The 15,069-nt window shown below is 71.8% G+C and carries 13 protein-coding genes; 5 read left to right on the top strand and 8 right to left on the bottom strand.

All coding sequences use genetic code 11. From position 1 onward, the window contains the following. Positions 1-5 precede the first annotated feature (5 nt). Positions 6-659, bottom strand: coding sequence for a response regulator transcription factor (locus OG870_RS33910; protein WP_003993508.1), 654 nt, complete (start codon positions 657-659; stop codon positions 6-8). A gap of 425 nt (positions 660-1,084) precedes the next feature. Between OG870_RS33910 and OG870_RS33905 the strand changes: the two genes are divergently transcribed. Continuing rightward, positions 1,085-1,249 (top strand): hypothetical protein, encoded by a 165-nt coding sequence (locus OG870_RS33905; protein WP_266522587.1) that lies wholly within the window; start codon positions 1,085-1,087, stop codon positions 1,247-1,249. Positions 1,250-1,372: 123 nt separating this feature from the next. On the opposite strand, the gene OG870_RS33900 is transcribed toward OG870_RS33905, so the two are convergent. Further along, positions 1,373-2,188, bottom strand: a complete 816-nt coding sequence (locus tag OG870_RS33900; protein WP_266590439.1) for an inositol monophosphatase family protein — start codon at positions 2,186-2,188, stop codon at positions 1,373-1,375. Between the two features lie 8 nt (positions 2,189-2,196). Further along, positions 2,197-3,324, bottom strand: a complete 1,128-nt coding sequence (locus OG870_RS33895) for a ferrochelatase (RefSeq protein WP_266843704.1) — start codon at positions 3,322-3,324, stop codon at positions 2,197-2,199. A 196-nt stretch (positions 3,325-3,520) separates the two neighbouring features. Here OG870_RS33895 and OG870_RS33890 point away from each other — a divergent pair, with 196 nt between their 5' ends. The 3 genes from OG870_RS33890 (at position 3,521) to sepH (ending at position 7,486) form a co-directional block, all read left to right on the top strand. Beyond that, positions 3,521-4,759: an MFS transporter gene (locus OG870_RS33890; protein ID WP_266522580.1), complete on the top strand. Its 1,239-nt coding sequence runs from the start codon at positions 3,521-3,523 to the stop codon at positions 4,757-4,759. Continuing rightward, on the top strand, positions 4,719-6,038 hold the full coding sequence (locus OG870_RS33885; protein WP_266843706.1) for a D-arabinono-1,4-lactone oxidase: 1,320 nt from the start codon (positions 4,719-4,721) through the stop codon (positions 6,036-6,038). Before OG870_RS33890 ends, OG870_RS33885 begins: the two co-directional genes overlap by 41 nt. Before the next feature lie 401 nt (positions 6,039-6,439). After that, the gene (gene sepH / locus OG870_RS33880; protein ID WP_266522576.1) at positions 6,440-7,486 is read left to right on the top strand and encodes a septation protein SepH; all 1,047 of its coding nucleotides are present in this window, start codon (positions 6,440-6,442) and stop codon (positions 7,484-7,486) included. 147 nt (positions 7,487-7,633) lie between these two features. On the opposite strand, the gene OG870_RS33875 is transcribed toward sepH, so the two are convergent. After that, on the bottom strand, positions 7,634-8,485 hold the full coding sequence (locus OG870_RS33875; protein ID WP_266590431.1) for a sulfurtransferase: 852 nt from the start codon (positions 8,483-8,485) through the stop codon (positions 7,634-7,636). A gap of 284 nt (positions 8,486-8,769) precedes the next feature. Here OG870_RS33875 and OG870_RS33870 point away from each other — a divergent pair, with 284 nt between their 5' ends. Beyond that, complete coding sequence (locus OG870_RS33870) at positions 8,770-9,573, top strand: VOC family protein (RefSeq protein WP_266522570.1); 804 nt, start codon at positions 8,770-8,772, stop codon at positions 9,571-9,573. Between the two features lie 31 nt (positions 9,574-9,604). On the opposite strand, the gene OG870_RS33865 is transcribed toward OG870_RS33870, so the two are convergent. The 4 genes from OG870_RS33865 to OG870_RS33850 all read right to left on the bottom strand — a co-directional run bounded on the left by OG870_RS33865 (position 9,605) and on the right by OG870_RS33850 (position 14,970). Continuing rightward, the gene (locus OG870_RS33865) at positions 9,605-10,252 is read right to left on the bottom strand and encodes a thymidine kinase (RefSeq protein ID WP_266522568.1); all 648 of its coding nucleotides are present in this window, start codon (positions 10,250-10,252) and stop codon (positions 9,605-9,607) included. Positions 10,253-10,295: 43 nt separating this feature from the next. Next, positions 10,296-11,489: an alkaline phosphatase family protein gene (locus tag OG870_RS33860; RefSeq protein WP_266590427.1), complete on the bottom strand. Its 1,194-nt coding sequence runs from the start codon at positions 11,487-11,489 to the stop codon at positions 10,296-10,298. Then, positions 11,489-12,076: a DUF5998 family protein gene (locus tag OG870_RS33855; protein WP_266522562.1), complete on the bottom strand. Its 588-nt coding sequence runs from the start codon at positions 12,074-12,076 to the stop codon at positions 11,489-11,491. The genes OG870_RS33860 and OG870_RS33855 overlap by 1 nt, the downstream gene beginning before the upstream one ends. 65 nt (positions 12,077-12,141) lie before the next feature. Beyond that, on the bottom strand, positions 12,142-14,970 hold the full coding sequence (locus tag OG870_RS33850) for a bifunctional acetate--CoA ligase family protein/GNAT family N-acetyltransferase (protein WP_266843707.1): 2,829 nt from the start codon (positions 14,968-14,970) through the stop codon (positions 12,142-12,144). Positions 14,971-15,069 lie beyond the last annotated feature (99 nt).

The following is a 15,069-nucleotide window of genomic DNA, read 5'->3' as shown; positions in this document are numbered from 1 at the left end:
GGGCATCAGATCCGGTAGCCGGAGCCGGGTACGGTGACGATGACCGGCGGCTCGCCCAGCTTGCGGCGCAGGGTCATGACGGTGACGCGCACGACGTTCGTGAACGGGTCCGTGTTCTCGTCCCAGGCCTTCTCCAGGAGCTGCTCCGCGGAGACGACCGCGCCCTCGGAGCGCATCAGTACTTCCAGGACGGCGAACTCCTTGGGCGCGAGCTGGACCTCCTTGCCGTCGCGGAAGACCTCGCGGCGGTTGGGGTCGAGCTTGATGCCCGCGCGCTCCAGGACGGGTGGCAGCGGCACGCTGGTGCGCCGGCCGAGGGCACGCACGCGCGCGATGAGCTCGCTGAACGCGAAGGGCTTGGGGAGATAGTCGTCGGCGCCGATCTCCAGGCCCTCGACGCGGTCGCTGACGTCGCCGGAGGCCGTGAGCATCAGCACGCGCGTGGGCATGCCCAGCTCGACGATCTTGCGGCAGACGTCGTCGCCGTGCACGAGCGGGAGGTCGCGGTCGAGGACGACCACGTCGTAGTCGTTGACGCCGATGCGCTCCAGGGCGGCCGCACCGTCGTACACGACGTCGACGGCCATGGCCTCCCGGCGCAGTCCGGTGGCCACCGCATCGGCGAGCAGCTGCTCGTCCTCGACGACGAGTACGCGCACGTCGCACGTCCTTCCTGTGTCCACCCGCGTAGCGCCCGAAGGGCACACGCGAGCAGGGGTCTTCATGAGTGTGTGCCTCCATCCTGCCCTTTTCGGCCATAAGTCGGCTGTAAGGCGGGGGACGGAGGATGAGGGCCGGATGAAGGACAGGTGTGAGACCCGGGAATGAAGGATTTTCTCGCTGGGTTGAGGTTTCCGTGGAAGGGAGCGGGGGGAGGACGGTTCATACCCCGCGATCACGCTCTGCTAGTGCCGCAGCACCATGCGGCACGGCGCAATCCGCTTTCCGCAGAGTGGGCGTGGGTGTCCGGCACCGTCGCCGCCCGGCCGCGGCAGCGCTGGGCACCTGCAGGAGACGTGATCGCCCCTTCCGAACGGCACACCCCCGTGCCATCGACCCACGACCCTGGACGAGGGGGCGCAGCATGGACGCATTCACCGCAGGACTTCTGCAGCGCATAAGGACGACCGAGTCCGACCTGACGCGGGCTCGCGACGAGGGCGACGATTTCCTCGTCGAGGTGGAGCAGGGCGAGCTCGACGACCTGCGCCGCCTCGCCGCCGAGCACGGTGTGGAGGTCGGCGTCTAGCGTCTGATCAGCGCGTACGCACGGCAGCGGGCCCCCGGCGAATCCAGCGCCGGGGGCCCGCTGTGTTGTCGTACGACGGCGTTCACCTGCCGGCCGCCGTGCCGCAACCCGCCGGCCGGGGGCTCAGTCGTGCCAGGCGCCAAAGTCCTCCAGGAGGCGCTGGAGCGGCTCGAAGACGCCCGGGGTGGCGGCGATCGTCAGGTCGTGTGCGGGGCGCTCTCCCGGGCGTCCACCGGTCAGCGCGCCCGCTTCCCGGGCGATGAGGTCGCCTGCCGCGAGGTCCCACGCGTGCAGCCCGCGCTCGTAGTAGCCGTCGAGGCGGCCAAACGCGACGTCGCACAGGTCGACGGCGGCCGAGCCGCTGCGCCGGATGTCACGCAGCAGGGGGATCAGTTTCCGGGCGACCTCGGCCTGGTGGGTGCGAACCTCGGTGACGTAGTTGAAGCCCGTCGAGACCAGGGCCTGGTCGAGGGGCGGCGCCGGGCGGCAGGCCAGTTCGCGCTCGCCCTCCCAGGCGCCCGTGGCACGGGCGCCGCCACCGCGGACCGCGTGGTACGTCTCGCCGCGCATCGGGGCCGCGACGACCCCGACGACGGTCTCGCCGTCCTGCTCGGCCGCGATGGAGACCGCCCAGGTCGGCAGCCCGTACAGATAGTTGACCGTCCCGTCGAGCGGGTCGATCACCCAGCGGATCCCGCTCGTGCCCTCGGTGGAGGCACCCTCCTCGCCGAGGAAGCCGTCGTCCGGACGGTGCGCGGCGATCAGCTCGGTGATCAGCTTCTCCGCCGCGATGTCCATCTCGGTGACGACGTCGATCGGGCTGGACTTGGTCGCGGCGACCGCGAGGTCGGCCGGGCGGCCGTCGCGCAGCAGCTCCCCGGCGCGGCGGGCGGCCTCCTGGGCCAGCGCGAGCAGTTCCTGGTGCAGGGGGTCGGTCACGGGGTTCCTCACGCGTAGGGGCTGTCGACGCCTGCGGCGGCCGGGCGGGGGGCGCGGGCCGGGCAGCAGCCGACGGGGCAGAGGTTGTGGCTCGCGCCGAGCGCACCGAGGGCGCAGGGCGTGACCTCCTCGCCTCGCTCCGCCGAGGCCCGCTCCAGGACGAGGTCGCGGACCGCGGCGGCGAAGCGCGGGTCGGCGCCGACGGTGGCCGAGCGGCGCATCGGCAGTCCCAGCTCCTCGGCCTTGGCCATGGCCTCCGTGTCGAGGTCGTAGAGGACCTCCATGTGGTCGGAGACGAAGCCGATGGGGGCGATCACGACGGCCGGGACCTCGGCGCCGTGCAGCTCCTCCAGGTGGTCGCAGATGTCCGGCTCGAGCCACGGGATGTGCGGGGCTCCGGAGCGCGACTGGTAGACGAGCTTCCAGGGGTGGTCGATGCCCGTGCGCTCGCGGACCGCTTCGGCGATCAGCTGCGCCACTTCCAGGTGCTGTTCGACGTACGCCCCGCCGTCACCGTGGTCCTCGACCGGGCCGGAGGTGTCCGCGGACGCGGTCGGGATCGAGTGGGTCGAGAACGCGATGTGCGCCCCGTCCCGGACGTCCTCGGGGAGGTCGGCCAGGGACTGCAGCACGCCTTCGGTCATGGGCTCGACGAAGCCCTCGTGATTGAAGTAGTGCCGGAGCTTGTCGATCTTCGGCAGCTCCAGGCCCTCGGCCTGCAGGGCGGCGAGCGAGTCGGCGAGGTTCTCGCGGTACTGGCGGCAGCCCGAGTACGAGGCGTAGGCGCTGGTGGCGAGGACCAGGATGCGGCGGTGGCCGTCGGCGACCATCTCGCGCAGGGTGTCCGTCAGGTAGGGCGCCCAGTTGCGGTTGCCCCAGTAGACCGGCAGATCCAGACCGTGGCCCGCGAAGTCCTTGCGCAGGGCGTCCAGCAGGGCGCGGTTCTGGTCGTTGATGGGGCTGACCCCGCCGAAGAGGAAGTAGTGCTGCCCGACTTCTTTCAGGCGTTCCTTGGGGATGCCGCGCCCTCGCGTCACGTTCTCCAGGAACGGGACCACGTCGTCCGGGCCTTCGGGGCCGCCGAACGAGAGCAGGAGCAGGGCGTCGTAGGGGGTGGCATCGAGCGCGTCTGACATGGGTCGATCCTGCCACCCGGCACTGACGGCCGGGAAACGGCCGGGTGACGAGCGGGGTCGGACCGCTGTCCGGACGCGTTCACCCGCTGATTACCGGGTGCATTAGGGTGACCTCACTCGTAAGCTGTATCCGCCGCATTCGCACCTTACTGAGCCACAGTCGGCACCTTACTGAGCCGTAGCCACCGGAGACCCCGTGCCCAGCCCCTACCGCGCCCTGTTCGCCGCCCCCGGCTCCAGGAGCTTCTCCGCCGCGGGCCTCCTCGGCCGGATGCCCCTGTCGATGATGGGCATCGGCGTGGTCACGATGGTCTCCCAGCTCACCGGGCGCTACGGGCTCGCAGGCGCCCTGTCGGCCACCATCGCGCTCGCCGCCGCGGCGATCGGGCCGCAGATCTCCCGGCTGGTGGACCAGCACGGACAGCGCAGGGTGCTGCGCCCGGCGACGTTCGTGGCGCTCGCCTCGGCGGCCGGGCTGCTGCTCGCCGCGCACTTCGGGTGGCCGGACTGGGTGCTTTTCGTGTGCGCCGCCGGCATCGGCTCAGTGCCGAGCCTCGGCGCGATGATCCGCGCCCGCTGGGCGGCCCTGTACCGGGGCACTCCGCGGCTGCACACCGCGTACTCCTTCGAGTCCGTGGTCGACGAGGTGTGCTTCATCTTCGGGCCGATCATCTCCATCGGGCTGTCCACGGCCTGGTTCCCGGAGGCGGGGCCGTTGCTCGCCGCCTGCTTCCTGGCGGCCGGGGTCTTCTGGCTGACCGCGCAGCGCGCCACGGAGCCCGTGCCGCACCCGCGCGAGAAGCAGGGCGGCGGTACGGCGATGCGCTCTCCCGGCCTGCAGGTCCTGGTGGCCACCTTCGTGGCGACCGGGGCGATCTTCGGGGCGGTGGACGTGGTCACCGTGGCCTTCGCCGACGAGCGGGGTCACAAGGCCGCCGCGAGCATCGTGCTCGCGGTGTACGCGGCGGGTTCCTGCCTTGCCGGAGTCGTGTTCGGGCTGCGGCACTTCGAGGGGGCGCCCGGACGTCGCTGGCTGCTGGGCATATGCGCGATGGCCGTGAGTATGATCCCCCTCCTACTGGTCGGAAACTTGCCGTTTCTGGCCGTGGCGCTGTTCGTTGCGGGCCTGTCCATCGCTCCCACGATGATCACGACGATGTCCCTCATCGAAGAGCACGTACCACGCGCGCAGTTGACCGAGGGCATGACCTGGGTGAGCACCGGGCTCGCGGTCGGCGTCGCGCTCGGCTCCTCCGTGGCCGGCTGGGTCATCGACGCTGCCGGCGCGCGTGCCGGGTACGGGGTTCCGGCGGTGTCCGGGGCCGTCGCGGTCGCGGTCGGTTTCCTGGGGTACCGCCGGCTCAGCAGGCCGGCTCCGCGTCGGGGAGGCATCGTTGAGCAGCACAGCGAGCGGGAAGAACGGCACGTGGCGTAACTGGGGCGGCAACGTCACGGCCCGTCCTGCGCGGGAGGTCGCTCCGGCCTCCGTGGAGGAACTGTCCGCGGCCGTGCGAAAGGCCGCGGAGGACGGTCTGACGGTGAAGGCCGTCGGCACCGGGCACTCCTTCACGTCCATCGCCGCCACCGACGGTGTGTTGATCCGCCCTCAACTGTTGACCGGTATACGCAAGATTGATCGCGACGCCATGACGGTCACGGTCGAGGCGGGCACCCCGCTCAAGAGGCTCAACATGGCTCTGGCCCGCGAGGGTCTGTCGCTGACCAACATGGGCGACATCATGGAGCAGACGGTCTCCGGCGCCACCAGCACCGGCACGCACGGCACCGGCCGCGAATCGGCGTCGATCGCCGCCCAGATCACGGGACTTGAGCTGGTCACCGCCGACGGCTCGGTGCTCAGCTGCTCCGAGAAGGAGAATCCGGAGGTCTTCGCGGCCGCCCGGATCGGCCTCGGCGCACTCGGCATCGTCACCGCGATCACCTTCGCCGTGGAGCCGGTCTTCCTGCTCACGGCGCGCGAGGAACCGATGCCCTTCGACAGGGTCCTCGCCGAGTTCGACGAACTCTGGGCCGAGAACGAGCACTTCGAGTTCTACTGGTTCCCGCACACCGGCAGCACCAACACCAAGCGCAACAACCGCAGCGCGGGCCCGGAGAAGCCGGTGAGCCCGGTGACCGGCTGGTTCGAGGACGAGTTCCTCTCCAACGGCGTCTTTCAGGTGGCCCAGTGGGTCGGCCGCACGGCACCCGCGACCGTCCCGACGATCGCCCGGATCTCCAGCAAGGCGCTGTCCGCGCGCACGTACACCGACATTCCGTACAAGGTCTTCACTTCGCCGCGGCGGGTGCGCTTCGTGGAGATGGAGTACGCCGTCCCGCGCGAGGCCCTGGCCGAGACGCTGCGCGAACTGAAGGCGATGATCGACCGCTCCCGGCTGCGGATCAGCTTCCCGGTCGAAGTGCGCACCGCCCCCGCCGACGACATCACGCTGTCGACGGCATCGGGCCGCGAGAGCGCGTACGTCGCCGTCCACATGTTCAAGGGAACGCCCTATCAGGCGTACTTCACCGCCGCCGAGCGCATCCTCACCGCGCACGAGGGCCGGCCGCACTGGGGCAAGGTGCACACGCGGGACGCCGAGTACTTCTCCGGGGTCTACCCGCGCTTCGGAGAGTTCACCGCGCTGCGAGACCGGCTCGACCCCGATCGGCGCTTCCAGAACGACTACCTGCGCAGGGTGTTGGGGTCGTAAGCATTGGTTCCATTTCTGGCGATTCCGTGAACTACGCCACGTCCAAGATCCCGAAAACCGCTCAACGGGCGCCCCGGGACCGTCCCTTGCCAGAAGTTGAGCGGCGCGCCAATCCACGCACGTGGCCCGAATGGAGTACTGTGACGAGCCCTGGGTCCGGTCTCCCGCCAGGGCGTCCGCGGCTCGAAGGACCGCCAGGAGGGGGCAAGTTGCACAGGGTGACGGAGTTGGTCACTTAGCGTTGCGAATAGGTAACCGTGCCATAACGGCGTTCCCGGGCCCATGCCCGACACGCCGGGCAACTCGGCAAGGTTGTGGCAGGCTGCACCCGGGCAGGCCACACTCGACTAGCGGAAGCAGCGACGCACGTGACGTCGGCAGGCACCACCCGGGAGGTTCCCATGCCCGAACTGCGTGTCGTGGCCGTCTCGAATGACGGCACACGGCTGGTGCTGAAGGCTGCCGACTCTACGGAGTACACCCTTCCGATCGACGAACGGCTGCGCGCGGCGGTCCGCGGTGACCGCCCCCGCCTCGGCCAGATCGAGATCGAGGTGGAGAGCCATCTCCGCCCCCGCGACATCCAGGCGCGTATACGTGCCGGAGCGACCGCGGAAGAAGTGGCCCAGCTGGCAGGCATCCCCGTCGACCGCGTACGCCGTTTCGAGGGCCCCGTGCTCGCGGAGCGTGCGTTCATGGCCGAGCGGGCGCGCAAGACACCCGTCCGTCGGCCCGGCGAGAACGCCGGCCCCCAGCTCGGCGAGGCCGTCCAGGAGCGGCTGCTGCTGCGCGGTGCCGAGAAGGACACCGTGCAGTGGGACTCGTGGCGCCGCGACGACGGCACCTGGGAGGTCCTGCTGGTCTACCTGGTCGCGGGCGAACCCCACTCGGCGAGCTGGACGTACGATCCGCCCCGGCGGCTCGTCCAGGCCGTCGACGAGGAGGCGCGCTCGCTGATCGGCGAGTCCGAGGACCTCGCCACGTCGCCGGAGCCCAGCTTTCCGTTCGTACCGCGCATCGCACGGCTGCCGCGCGACCGCCCGCTGGACCGCGCCCTGGAGCGGCCGAGCCTGCCGGCCCAGGCGTCCGAGCCCGCGGAGGAGAGCACGAGTGAACGGGACTCGCTGACCAGCCTGTTGGAGGCGGTACCGAGCTTCCGCGGCGACCTGGTGGTCCCGGAGCGTCCGCCGGAAGCCGCTCCTCCGCCGCCGGCGCCGGAGGAGCCCCCCGCCGAACCCGCGGCGGAGGAACCCCCGGCCCCCGCGGCCTCGGCCGGTTCCGCCTACGCGGACGTCCTGATGCCCCGCTCCGTCACCAGCCACCGCGACCGTCTCGTCGGCGCCACCGACCGCCAGGCCGAGGCCGACGGCGTCCGCCCGGGCCGCCGCGCCGCGGTCCCGAGTTGGGACGAGATCGTCTTCGGGACACGGCGGAAGAAGCAGGAGTGACCGGTCGTCGGCAGACACAGTCGGTCGACAGCAGAAGTGGTCGGCCGACAGCAGGAGTGATCGGTCGTCAGCACAAGTAGTCGCTCGTACGGGGGGAAGGGGCCGCGCTGCTCAAGCGCGGCCCCTTCCCCGTTCCCCGTCTTCCGGCTACTGCGGATCCGGACCGACCGCCACCGGACGCGACGGGTCCGACGACCACTCCGACCACGAGCCCACGTACAGCGCGGCGTCGATCCCCGCGACCGCCAGTGCCAGCACCTCGTGCGCCCCGGAGACACCCGAGCCGCAGTACACGCCGACCTGCGAACCGTCGGCCGCCCCAAGGGCCTTGAACCGCCCGGCCAGCTCCTCCGCGGGCAGGAACCTTCCGTCGGAGCCCACGTTCTCGTTCGTGGGCGCCGACACCGCTCCCGGAATGTGGCCACCGACCCGGTCGATCGGCTCCACCTCTCCCCGGTACCGCTCCCCCGCCCGGGCGTCGAACAGCACCCCGGCCCGTGCCAGCGCGGCCGCGCCGTCGGCGTCCAGCAGCCCCGCAGCGCCCGGAACCGGCTCGAAGTCTCCCTCCGTCGGCGTCGGCGCCGATGTCTCCAGCGGCCCCTCCCAGGCCGGCAACCCGCCGTCGAGGACCCGCACGTCCGGGTGACCCGTCCAGCGCAGCAGCCACCACGCACGGGCCGCTGCCCAGCCCTGCCCGCCGTCGTACACGACCACCGGTGTTCCGGCCGAGACGCCCGCCCGTCGCATCGCTGCGCCGAAGACCCCGAGGCCGGGCAGCGGGTGGCGCCCCCCTTCGCCTGCCGCGGAGGCGAGTTCCGAGTCCAGGTCGACGTAGACGGCACCGGGAATGTGCCCGGCCGTGTACGCGGCGCTGCCGTCGAAGGGCGGCTCGCCGGCCGCCTTGGCGACACTGAGCTGCCAGCGGACATCGAGCAGCGCGGGCGGGTTCTGCCCCGCCAGGTCGCTCGCGAGTTCCGAAGCGGAGATGATGGCGTTCATGGCCACCATCCTTGCGCACGGGGTGGCCGCATCGTCTGTGTCCGGCTACTCTGCTCCGCCGGACAGGCCCGATCACGAGGCGTACGGGTTCGGGCACATGCTGTACAGCTGATCGACATCCGTCAGCAATCGCACAGAAACGGACGAGGAACCGCACACCGGGCATCCTCCAGGCAAGCGGCGCGCCCGGAGCGCGCTGCAGCACCGCTGGTGCGAGCATCGGCACGGAGATCCGGAGAGCGGACGCGACACGGCCACCGCGAGGGGTCGAGGAGAGAGTGACGATGACCGAGGCAAGGGAGCCGGCCGGCCCGAACGGCGAGACGCACGCTCGGCACACGCCCGGCACACCCTGCTGGGTGAGTCTCATGGTGCACGGCTTGACCGCGACCCAGGACTTCTACGGGTCGCTGTTCGGCTGGGAGTTCCAGCCGGGCCCCCAGCAACTCGGCCCGTACTCGCGGGCCCTGCTCGACGGTTACGAGGTGGCCGGCATCGGCCAGCTGCCGCCGGACCGTCATCTGCCCATCGCCTGGACGCCCTACCTCGCCTCGGACGACGTGGACGTGACCGCCGAGACGGTACGGCTGTGCGGCGGCACCATCGGAGTGGGCCCCCTGGACGCCGCCGAGGCCGGCCGCCTCGCGATCGGCTCGGACCCCTCCGGCGCCGTCTTCGGCATCTGGCAGGCGGCCGGGCACCACGGCACCGCCATCACGGGCGTGCCCGGCACCCCCGCCTGGAACGAGCTGCTGACCTACGAGTCGGTGAGCGTGGCCAAGTTCTACGAGACCGTCTTCGGCTACGAGGAGGAGCCGGTCGTCTCCGCCGACTTCGACTACGTGACGCTGCACATCGAGGGCCGCCCGGTCGCCGGCATCCACGGTGTGGGCCACGCCCTCCCCCGCGACCGGGGCCCGCACTGGATCACGTACTTCGACGTCGCGGACACGGACGACGCGGTCGCCCGCCTGGTGGATCTGGGAGGCCACGTCCTCAAGCCGCCGAGGGACAGCGCACATGGCCGCGTGGCCACGGTGGCCGACCCCGAGGGCGCCCGCTTCTCCCTGATCGAGAGCCCGCGCTGAGACCCGGGCAGACGCCTGGCGGGAAGGCAGTTCAGAGCTGCGACACCGGCAGCACGTCCGGGGACAGCGCCGCCGAGCCGGACGTCGTCGCCGTCATCCGGCGGCGGTGGTGGCGGCGGCACAGGACCTCGTAGCCGATCGCCTCCGACCGGTCGACGTCGCCGACGACGACCTGTGCGCCCTCGACGACCATGGCGCCGCCTATCGTGCGGGCGTTGTGCGTGGCGCGGGCGCCGCACCAGCACAGGGCCTCCACCTGGAGGACCTCGACGCGGTCGGCCAGCTCCACCAGGCGCTGGGAGCCGGGGAACAGCCTGGTGCGGAAGTCCGTCGTGATGCCGAAGGCGTAGACGTCCAGGCCCAGGTCGTCGACCACGCGCGCGAGTTGGTCGACCTGCCCCGGTGCCAGGAACTGCGCCTCGTCGGCGATGACGTAGTCCGCACGGCCGCCCTGCGAGAGGTGGTCGACGAGATAGGCGTACAGGTCCTGCCCGTCCTCGACCTCCACCGCGTCCGTGACCAGGCCGAGGCGGGAGGAGAGCTTCCCCTCGCCCGCGCGGTCGTCACGCGTGAAGATCATCCCGGCCAGGCCGCGTGAGGAGCGGTTGTGCTCGATCTGCAGAGCCAGCGTCGACTTCCCGCAGTCCATCGTTCCGGAGAAGAACACCAGCTCGGGCATGGCGAGTTGAGCACCTTTCGGCAAAGAGGAGAGGACGACGGATTCAGGAGCGTACTTCGAGCAGGGGGACCAGCTGCTCGGCAGGGGTCATCGAACCGTGGTTGCCGACCATCGCCGACTCCTTCGGCTCCCGCTCGGAGGCGATGATGAGGACGTCGTCGCGCGCGGCGGCGATCACGTCGCCGAGGCGTGCGTGGACCCGCTCGTCGATGTGCGGCCCGAACCAGCCCGCGGCGATCGCCTCGTCCCGCGAGGCCACCCAGAACTGCTCGCCGAGCACCTCGCGCCAGCAGGTCAGCACGTCACTCTGGGCGCCCGGCACCGCGTACACGTGCCGGGCCCGGCCCTCACCGCCCAGCAGGGCGACGCCGGCCCGCAGCTCCCAGTCCTCGTCGAAGTCGATGCGGTGCTGCTCGTCGAAGGGGATGTCCACCATGCCGTGGTCCGCCGTGACGTACAGCGCGGTGCGCGGCGGCAGTTGCTCGGCCAGGCGCTGGACCAGCCGGTCGACATGCATGAGCTGGCCGCGCCAGGTGTCCGACTCGACGCCGTAACGGTGGCCGGCGCCGTCGAGTTCCGCGTAGTACGTGTAGACCAAGGAGCGGTCGCCGGCGGCCAGTTGCTGGGCCGCGAGATCCATGCGGTCCTCGCCGGACAGCCGCCCGTGGAACGTTCCGCCACTGAGCGCGACCTTGGTCAGGGGGGTGTTCTGGAAGGTGGGCGACGACACCTGTGCCGCGTGCACCCCGGCCGCGTCGGCCAGCTGGAAGACCGTGGGGTACGGCTGCCACACCTGCGGCGACGTCCACGGCTGCCAGCGCAGCTGGTTCATCAGCGCGCCGGTCTCCGGGTTGCGCACGGTGTAGCCGGGCAGGCCGTGCGCGCCCGGCGGCAGGCCGGTGCCGACGGAGGCGAGGGAGGTGGCGGTGGTCGCCGGGTAGCCGGTGGTCAGGGGGCGGCCGGTGCCGCCGCGCGAGCTGCCGAGGAGCGAGGTCATGAAGGGCGCCTCGTCCGGATGCGCCCTCAGCTGCTCCCAGCCGAGCCCGTCGATCAGGAACACGCAGTTCCGGTCGGCGGGGGCCAGCTCGGTGATCGCGGCCGTCATGCCCGGTACGGCCATGCCGGCGGCCAGCGTGGGCAGGAGGTCGGCGAGGGAGCCGCTGCCGTACTCGGGCAGCGGCGCGGAGTCGACGGCGAGGGGTTCCGGGTCGGTGTCCCAGGGTGCGGACTGCGACATCAGCGGGTGGTGTCCGCGGTCGCCTCGGAGAGCGACTGGGCGAAGGCGAGCGCCTGGCGGACCGTCTCCGGTCCGTCCCCGGCCTCGCTCACCCGCAGGCTGAGGTCGTCCGCGGTCGAGCTGCCGGTGTACCCGTGGTCGGCCTCGCAGTTGGGGTCGCCGCAGGCGGCGGGTTCGAGGTCGATGCGGGAGACGGCGCCCCAGCCGATGGTGAGGACGACCTCGCGGGGCAGTGTGCCCACCGTGTACTTCTCCGGGTTGGCGACCACCCGGCTGACCACGACCGACGAGATCCGGCCGAGCTTCACCGACTCCGTCGACGTCGTCGCGTACGGCGTCGGGGAGGTGCTGTCCGCCGCCTGCTCGTCGGTGTGGCTGACGATGAAGCGGTTGCCGGTGAGGACGAGCACGGTCACGTGCCGCCGCACCTCGTTCTGGTCGAACGTCGTCTCCTGGTGGACCAGGAACGACCGGATGGAGTCGCCGCCCAAGGCGGCCTCCACCGCCTCGGCCACGAGGGCCGGGTAGTAGCCGCTGCGCTCGATCGCCGCTCGCAGCCCCTGGGTCGTCGTACTGGTCTTGGCCATGACGTCCATCCTAAGGGGGTGCACTGGCTGCGAGGCACCGGTCATGGCCGTCTCCGTGACACGTCTCAGTAGACGGGGAGCGTGCGCGGGCCGAGGTCGTCGCGGACGGGTGGCGGGGCCAGGCGGACGGAGACGCCGAGAACGCTCAGGCCCTGGGGTGCGACGACGACCGGCTCCAGGGTCACCGCCACGACCTCCGGGTGGTCGTCGACCAGCCGTGACACACGCAGCAGCAGCTCTTCCAGCGCAGGTGTGTCCACGGGCGTCGAGCCGCGCCAGCCGAACAGGAGCGGTGCCGTCCGGATCGACCGGACCAGCGAGGTCGCGTCCCGGTCGGTGACCGGAACCAGCCGGTGCGCCATGTCGCCGAGCAGCTGGGAGGCGGCTCCGGCGAGCCCGAACGACAGGACGGCTCCGGCCGCCGGGTCGATGACGGCCCGTACGACCGTGTCCACGCCGCGTGGTGCCATCCCCTGCACCACCGGTCGCAGCTCCTCCGGCTTCCCGAAGAGTTCGGTCAACTCCGCGTACGCCCGCCGCAGTTGCTCCTCGTCCGCGAGATCCAGCCGTACGCCGCCCAGGTCGGCACGGTGCCGCAGGTGCGGGGCGGTGGCCTTGAGGGCGACGGGGTAGCCGATGCCGGCGGCGGCCCGCGCGGCGTCGTCAGGGGTGAAGGCGGGAACCGCCTCGCGTACGGCGATGCCGTACCGCCCGAGCAGGTCGCGGGTCTCCGCGGTGCCGAGCGTGAGGCCCTGCCCGCGCGCGAGCATGCCGCCGATGAGCCGGGCGGCGCCCTTCTCGTCGATGTCCTCGTACTCGGGCACCTTGCCGGGCTCGGCCGCTTCCCGCCGCCACTGGGCGTAGTGCACGGCCTCGGCGAGGGCGCGGACGGCGCGCTCGGCGGCGGGGTAGGCGGGGATGAGGCGGGGGCCGGTGTCGGGGGCGGTGGGTTGCGGTGCCCGTACCGGGGCGGGCAGTTGTTGCGAGGGGCGGAGCCGGCGGGTGCCGGAGGCCGCGGTGTCGGGCTGCGGTGCGGTGCTCGTCGCGGCCGACAGCGCCTCCGCGAGCCCGCCGAGCTCCACGTGCACCACCAGCACGGGCTTTCCGGGGACCGCCTCCGCGGCCGATCGCAGCGCCTCCGCCAGTTCGGCGTCCCCGGGCGATCCCTCGCCGATCGCCGGGATGGCCGTCACCACCACCGCGTCGCACGAGTCGTCCCCGAGGGCGCGCGACAGGGCGGCGTGGAAGTCGCCCGCCGAGGCCGCCGTCGTCAGGTCCAGCGGTCGCGCGGGCCTGAGTCCCTCGGAGAGACACGCGTCGTACGTCAGCAGCCCCAGCGACTCGGAGTTCCCGAGGATCGCCACCCGCGGCCCCGCCGGCAGCGGCTGCCGGGCGAGCAGCAGCCCCGCGTCGACCAGCTCGGTGATGGTGTCCACGCGGATCACGCCGGCCTGCCTGAGCAGCGCGGACACGGTCGTGTGCGGCAGCCGTGTCGCCCGTACGGCATGTCCCTGGGGGGCGCTGCCGGCGCCCTGGACCACGACCAGCGGCTTCGCCGCCGCCGTCCGCCGGGCGAGGCGGGTGAACTTGCGGGGGTTGCCGATGGACTCCAGGTACATGAGGACGACATCGGTGTCCGGGTCGTCGTACCAGTACTGGATCACGTCGTTGCCGGACACGTCCGCGCGGTTGCCGGAGGACACGAAGGTGGACACGCCCGTGACGCCCGTGACTCCCCCGCCGCGGCGCTGCAGCCGGGACAGCAGCGCGATGCCGATGGCGCCGGACTGTGCGAACAGCCCGATCCGGCCGGGGCGGGGCATCTCGGGGGCGAGCGAGGCGTTCAGCCGTACGTCGGAGGAGGTGTTGATGACCCCGAAGGCGTTCGGTCCGATGATGCGCATGCCGTACGTGCGCGCGTGCCGCACGAGTTCGCGCTGGCGCTCGCGTCCTTCGGGCCCGCTCTCGGCGTACCCGGCGGAGATGACGACGAGCCCCTGCACACCGTGCTCGCCGCACTCGGTGACCACCTCGGGGACCTGCTCGGCCGGCACGGCGACGACCGCGAGGTCGACGGGCCCGTCGATGTCCCGCACCGAACGGTGCGCCGGGACGCCGTCGAGTTCTTTGACGTCTTCGGGAAGTGCCTTGTTCACGGCGTGGAGCGACCCGGTGAAGCCGGCGTCGCGGATGTTGTCGAGGATGCCGCGGCCCACGCCTCCCGGCGTGCGCCCGGTGCCGACGACGGCGACCGAGCCCGGCACGAGCAGCCGCCGTACGGACCGCGCCTCGGCGCGCTGCTCCCGGGCGCGCTGTACCGCGAGGGAGCGGTCGGTGGGTTCGAGGTCGAACTCCAGGCGTACGACGCCGTCCTCGAAGCTGCGCTTCTGGGTGTAGCCCGCGTCCGTGAACACCTTGATCATCTTGACGTTGGCGGGCAGCACCTCGGCGGCGAAGCGGCGGATGGCGCGCTCGCGGGCGACGGCGGCGATGTGCTCCAGGAGGGCGGACGCGACACCGCGCCCCTGGTGGGCGTCCTGGACGAGGAAGGCCACCTCGGCCTCGTCGGCCGGCACCGACGCGGGCATGCCATCGGCGCCGATGCGGTCGTAGCGTACGGTGGCGATGAACTCGCCGCCGACCGTGGCCGCGAGTCCCACCCGGTCCACAAAGTCGTGGTGCGTGAAGCGGTGGACGTCCTTGGCGGACAGGCGAGGGTAGGGCGCGAAGAAGCGGTAGTACTTCGACTCGTCCGACACCTGCTCGTAGAAGCTGACCAGGCGCTCGGCGTCATCAACGGTGATGGGGCGGATGCGCGCGGTGCCGCCGTCGCGCAGCACCACGTCGGCCTCCCAGTGCGCGGGGTACTCGTGCCGGTCCGGCGAGGTCTGCATGGGCCCCAGAGTACGGCTCGCGTCCGACAACGGCGCGAGGCAGTCTGTGGAGAACACGGCAGTCCGCGGAGAACTGAACAAGGACGCAAGTCGGGCCGA

Origin of the sequence: Streptomyces sp. NBC_00461 (genome assembly GCF_036013935.1) — a bacterium.
Classification (GTDB): domain Bacteria; phylum Actinomycetota; class Actinomycetes; order Streptomycetales; family Streptomycetaceae; genus Streptomyces.
The sequence above is the reverse complement of the archived record's forward strand: the minus strand, read 5'-3'. Positions and strand labels throughout refer to the sequence as shown.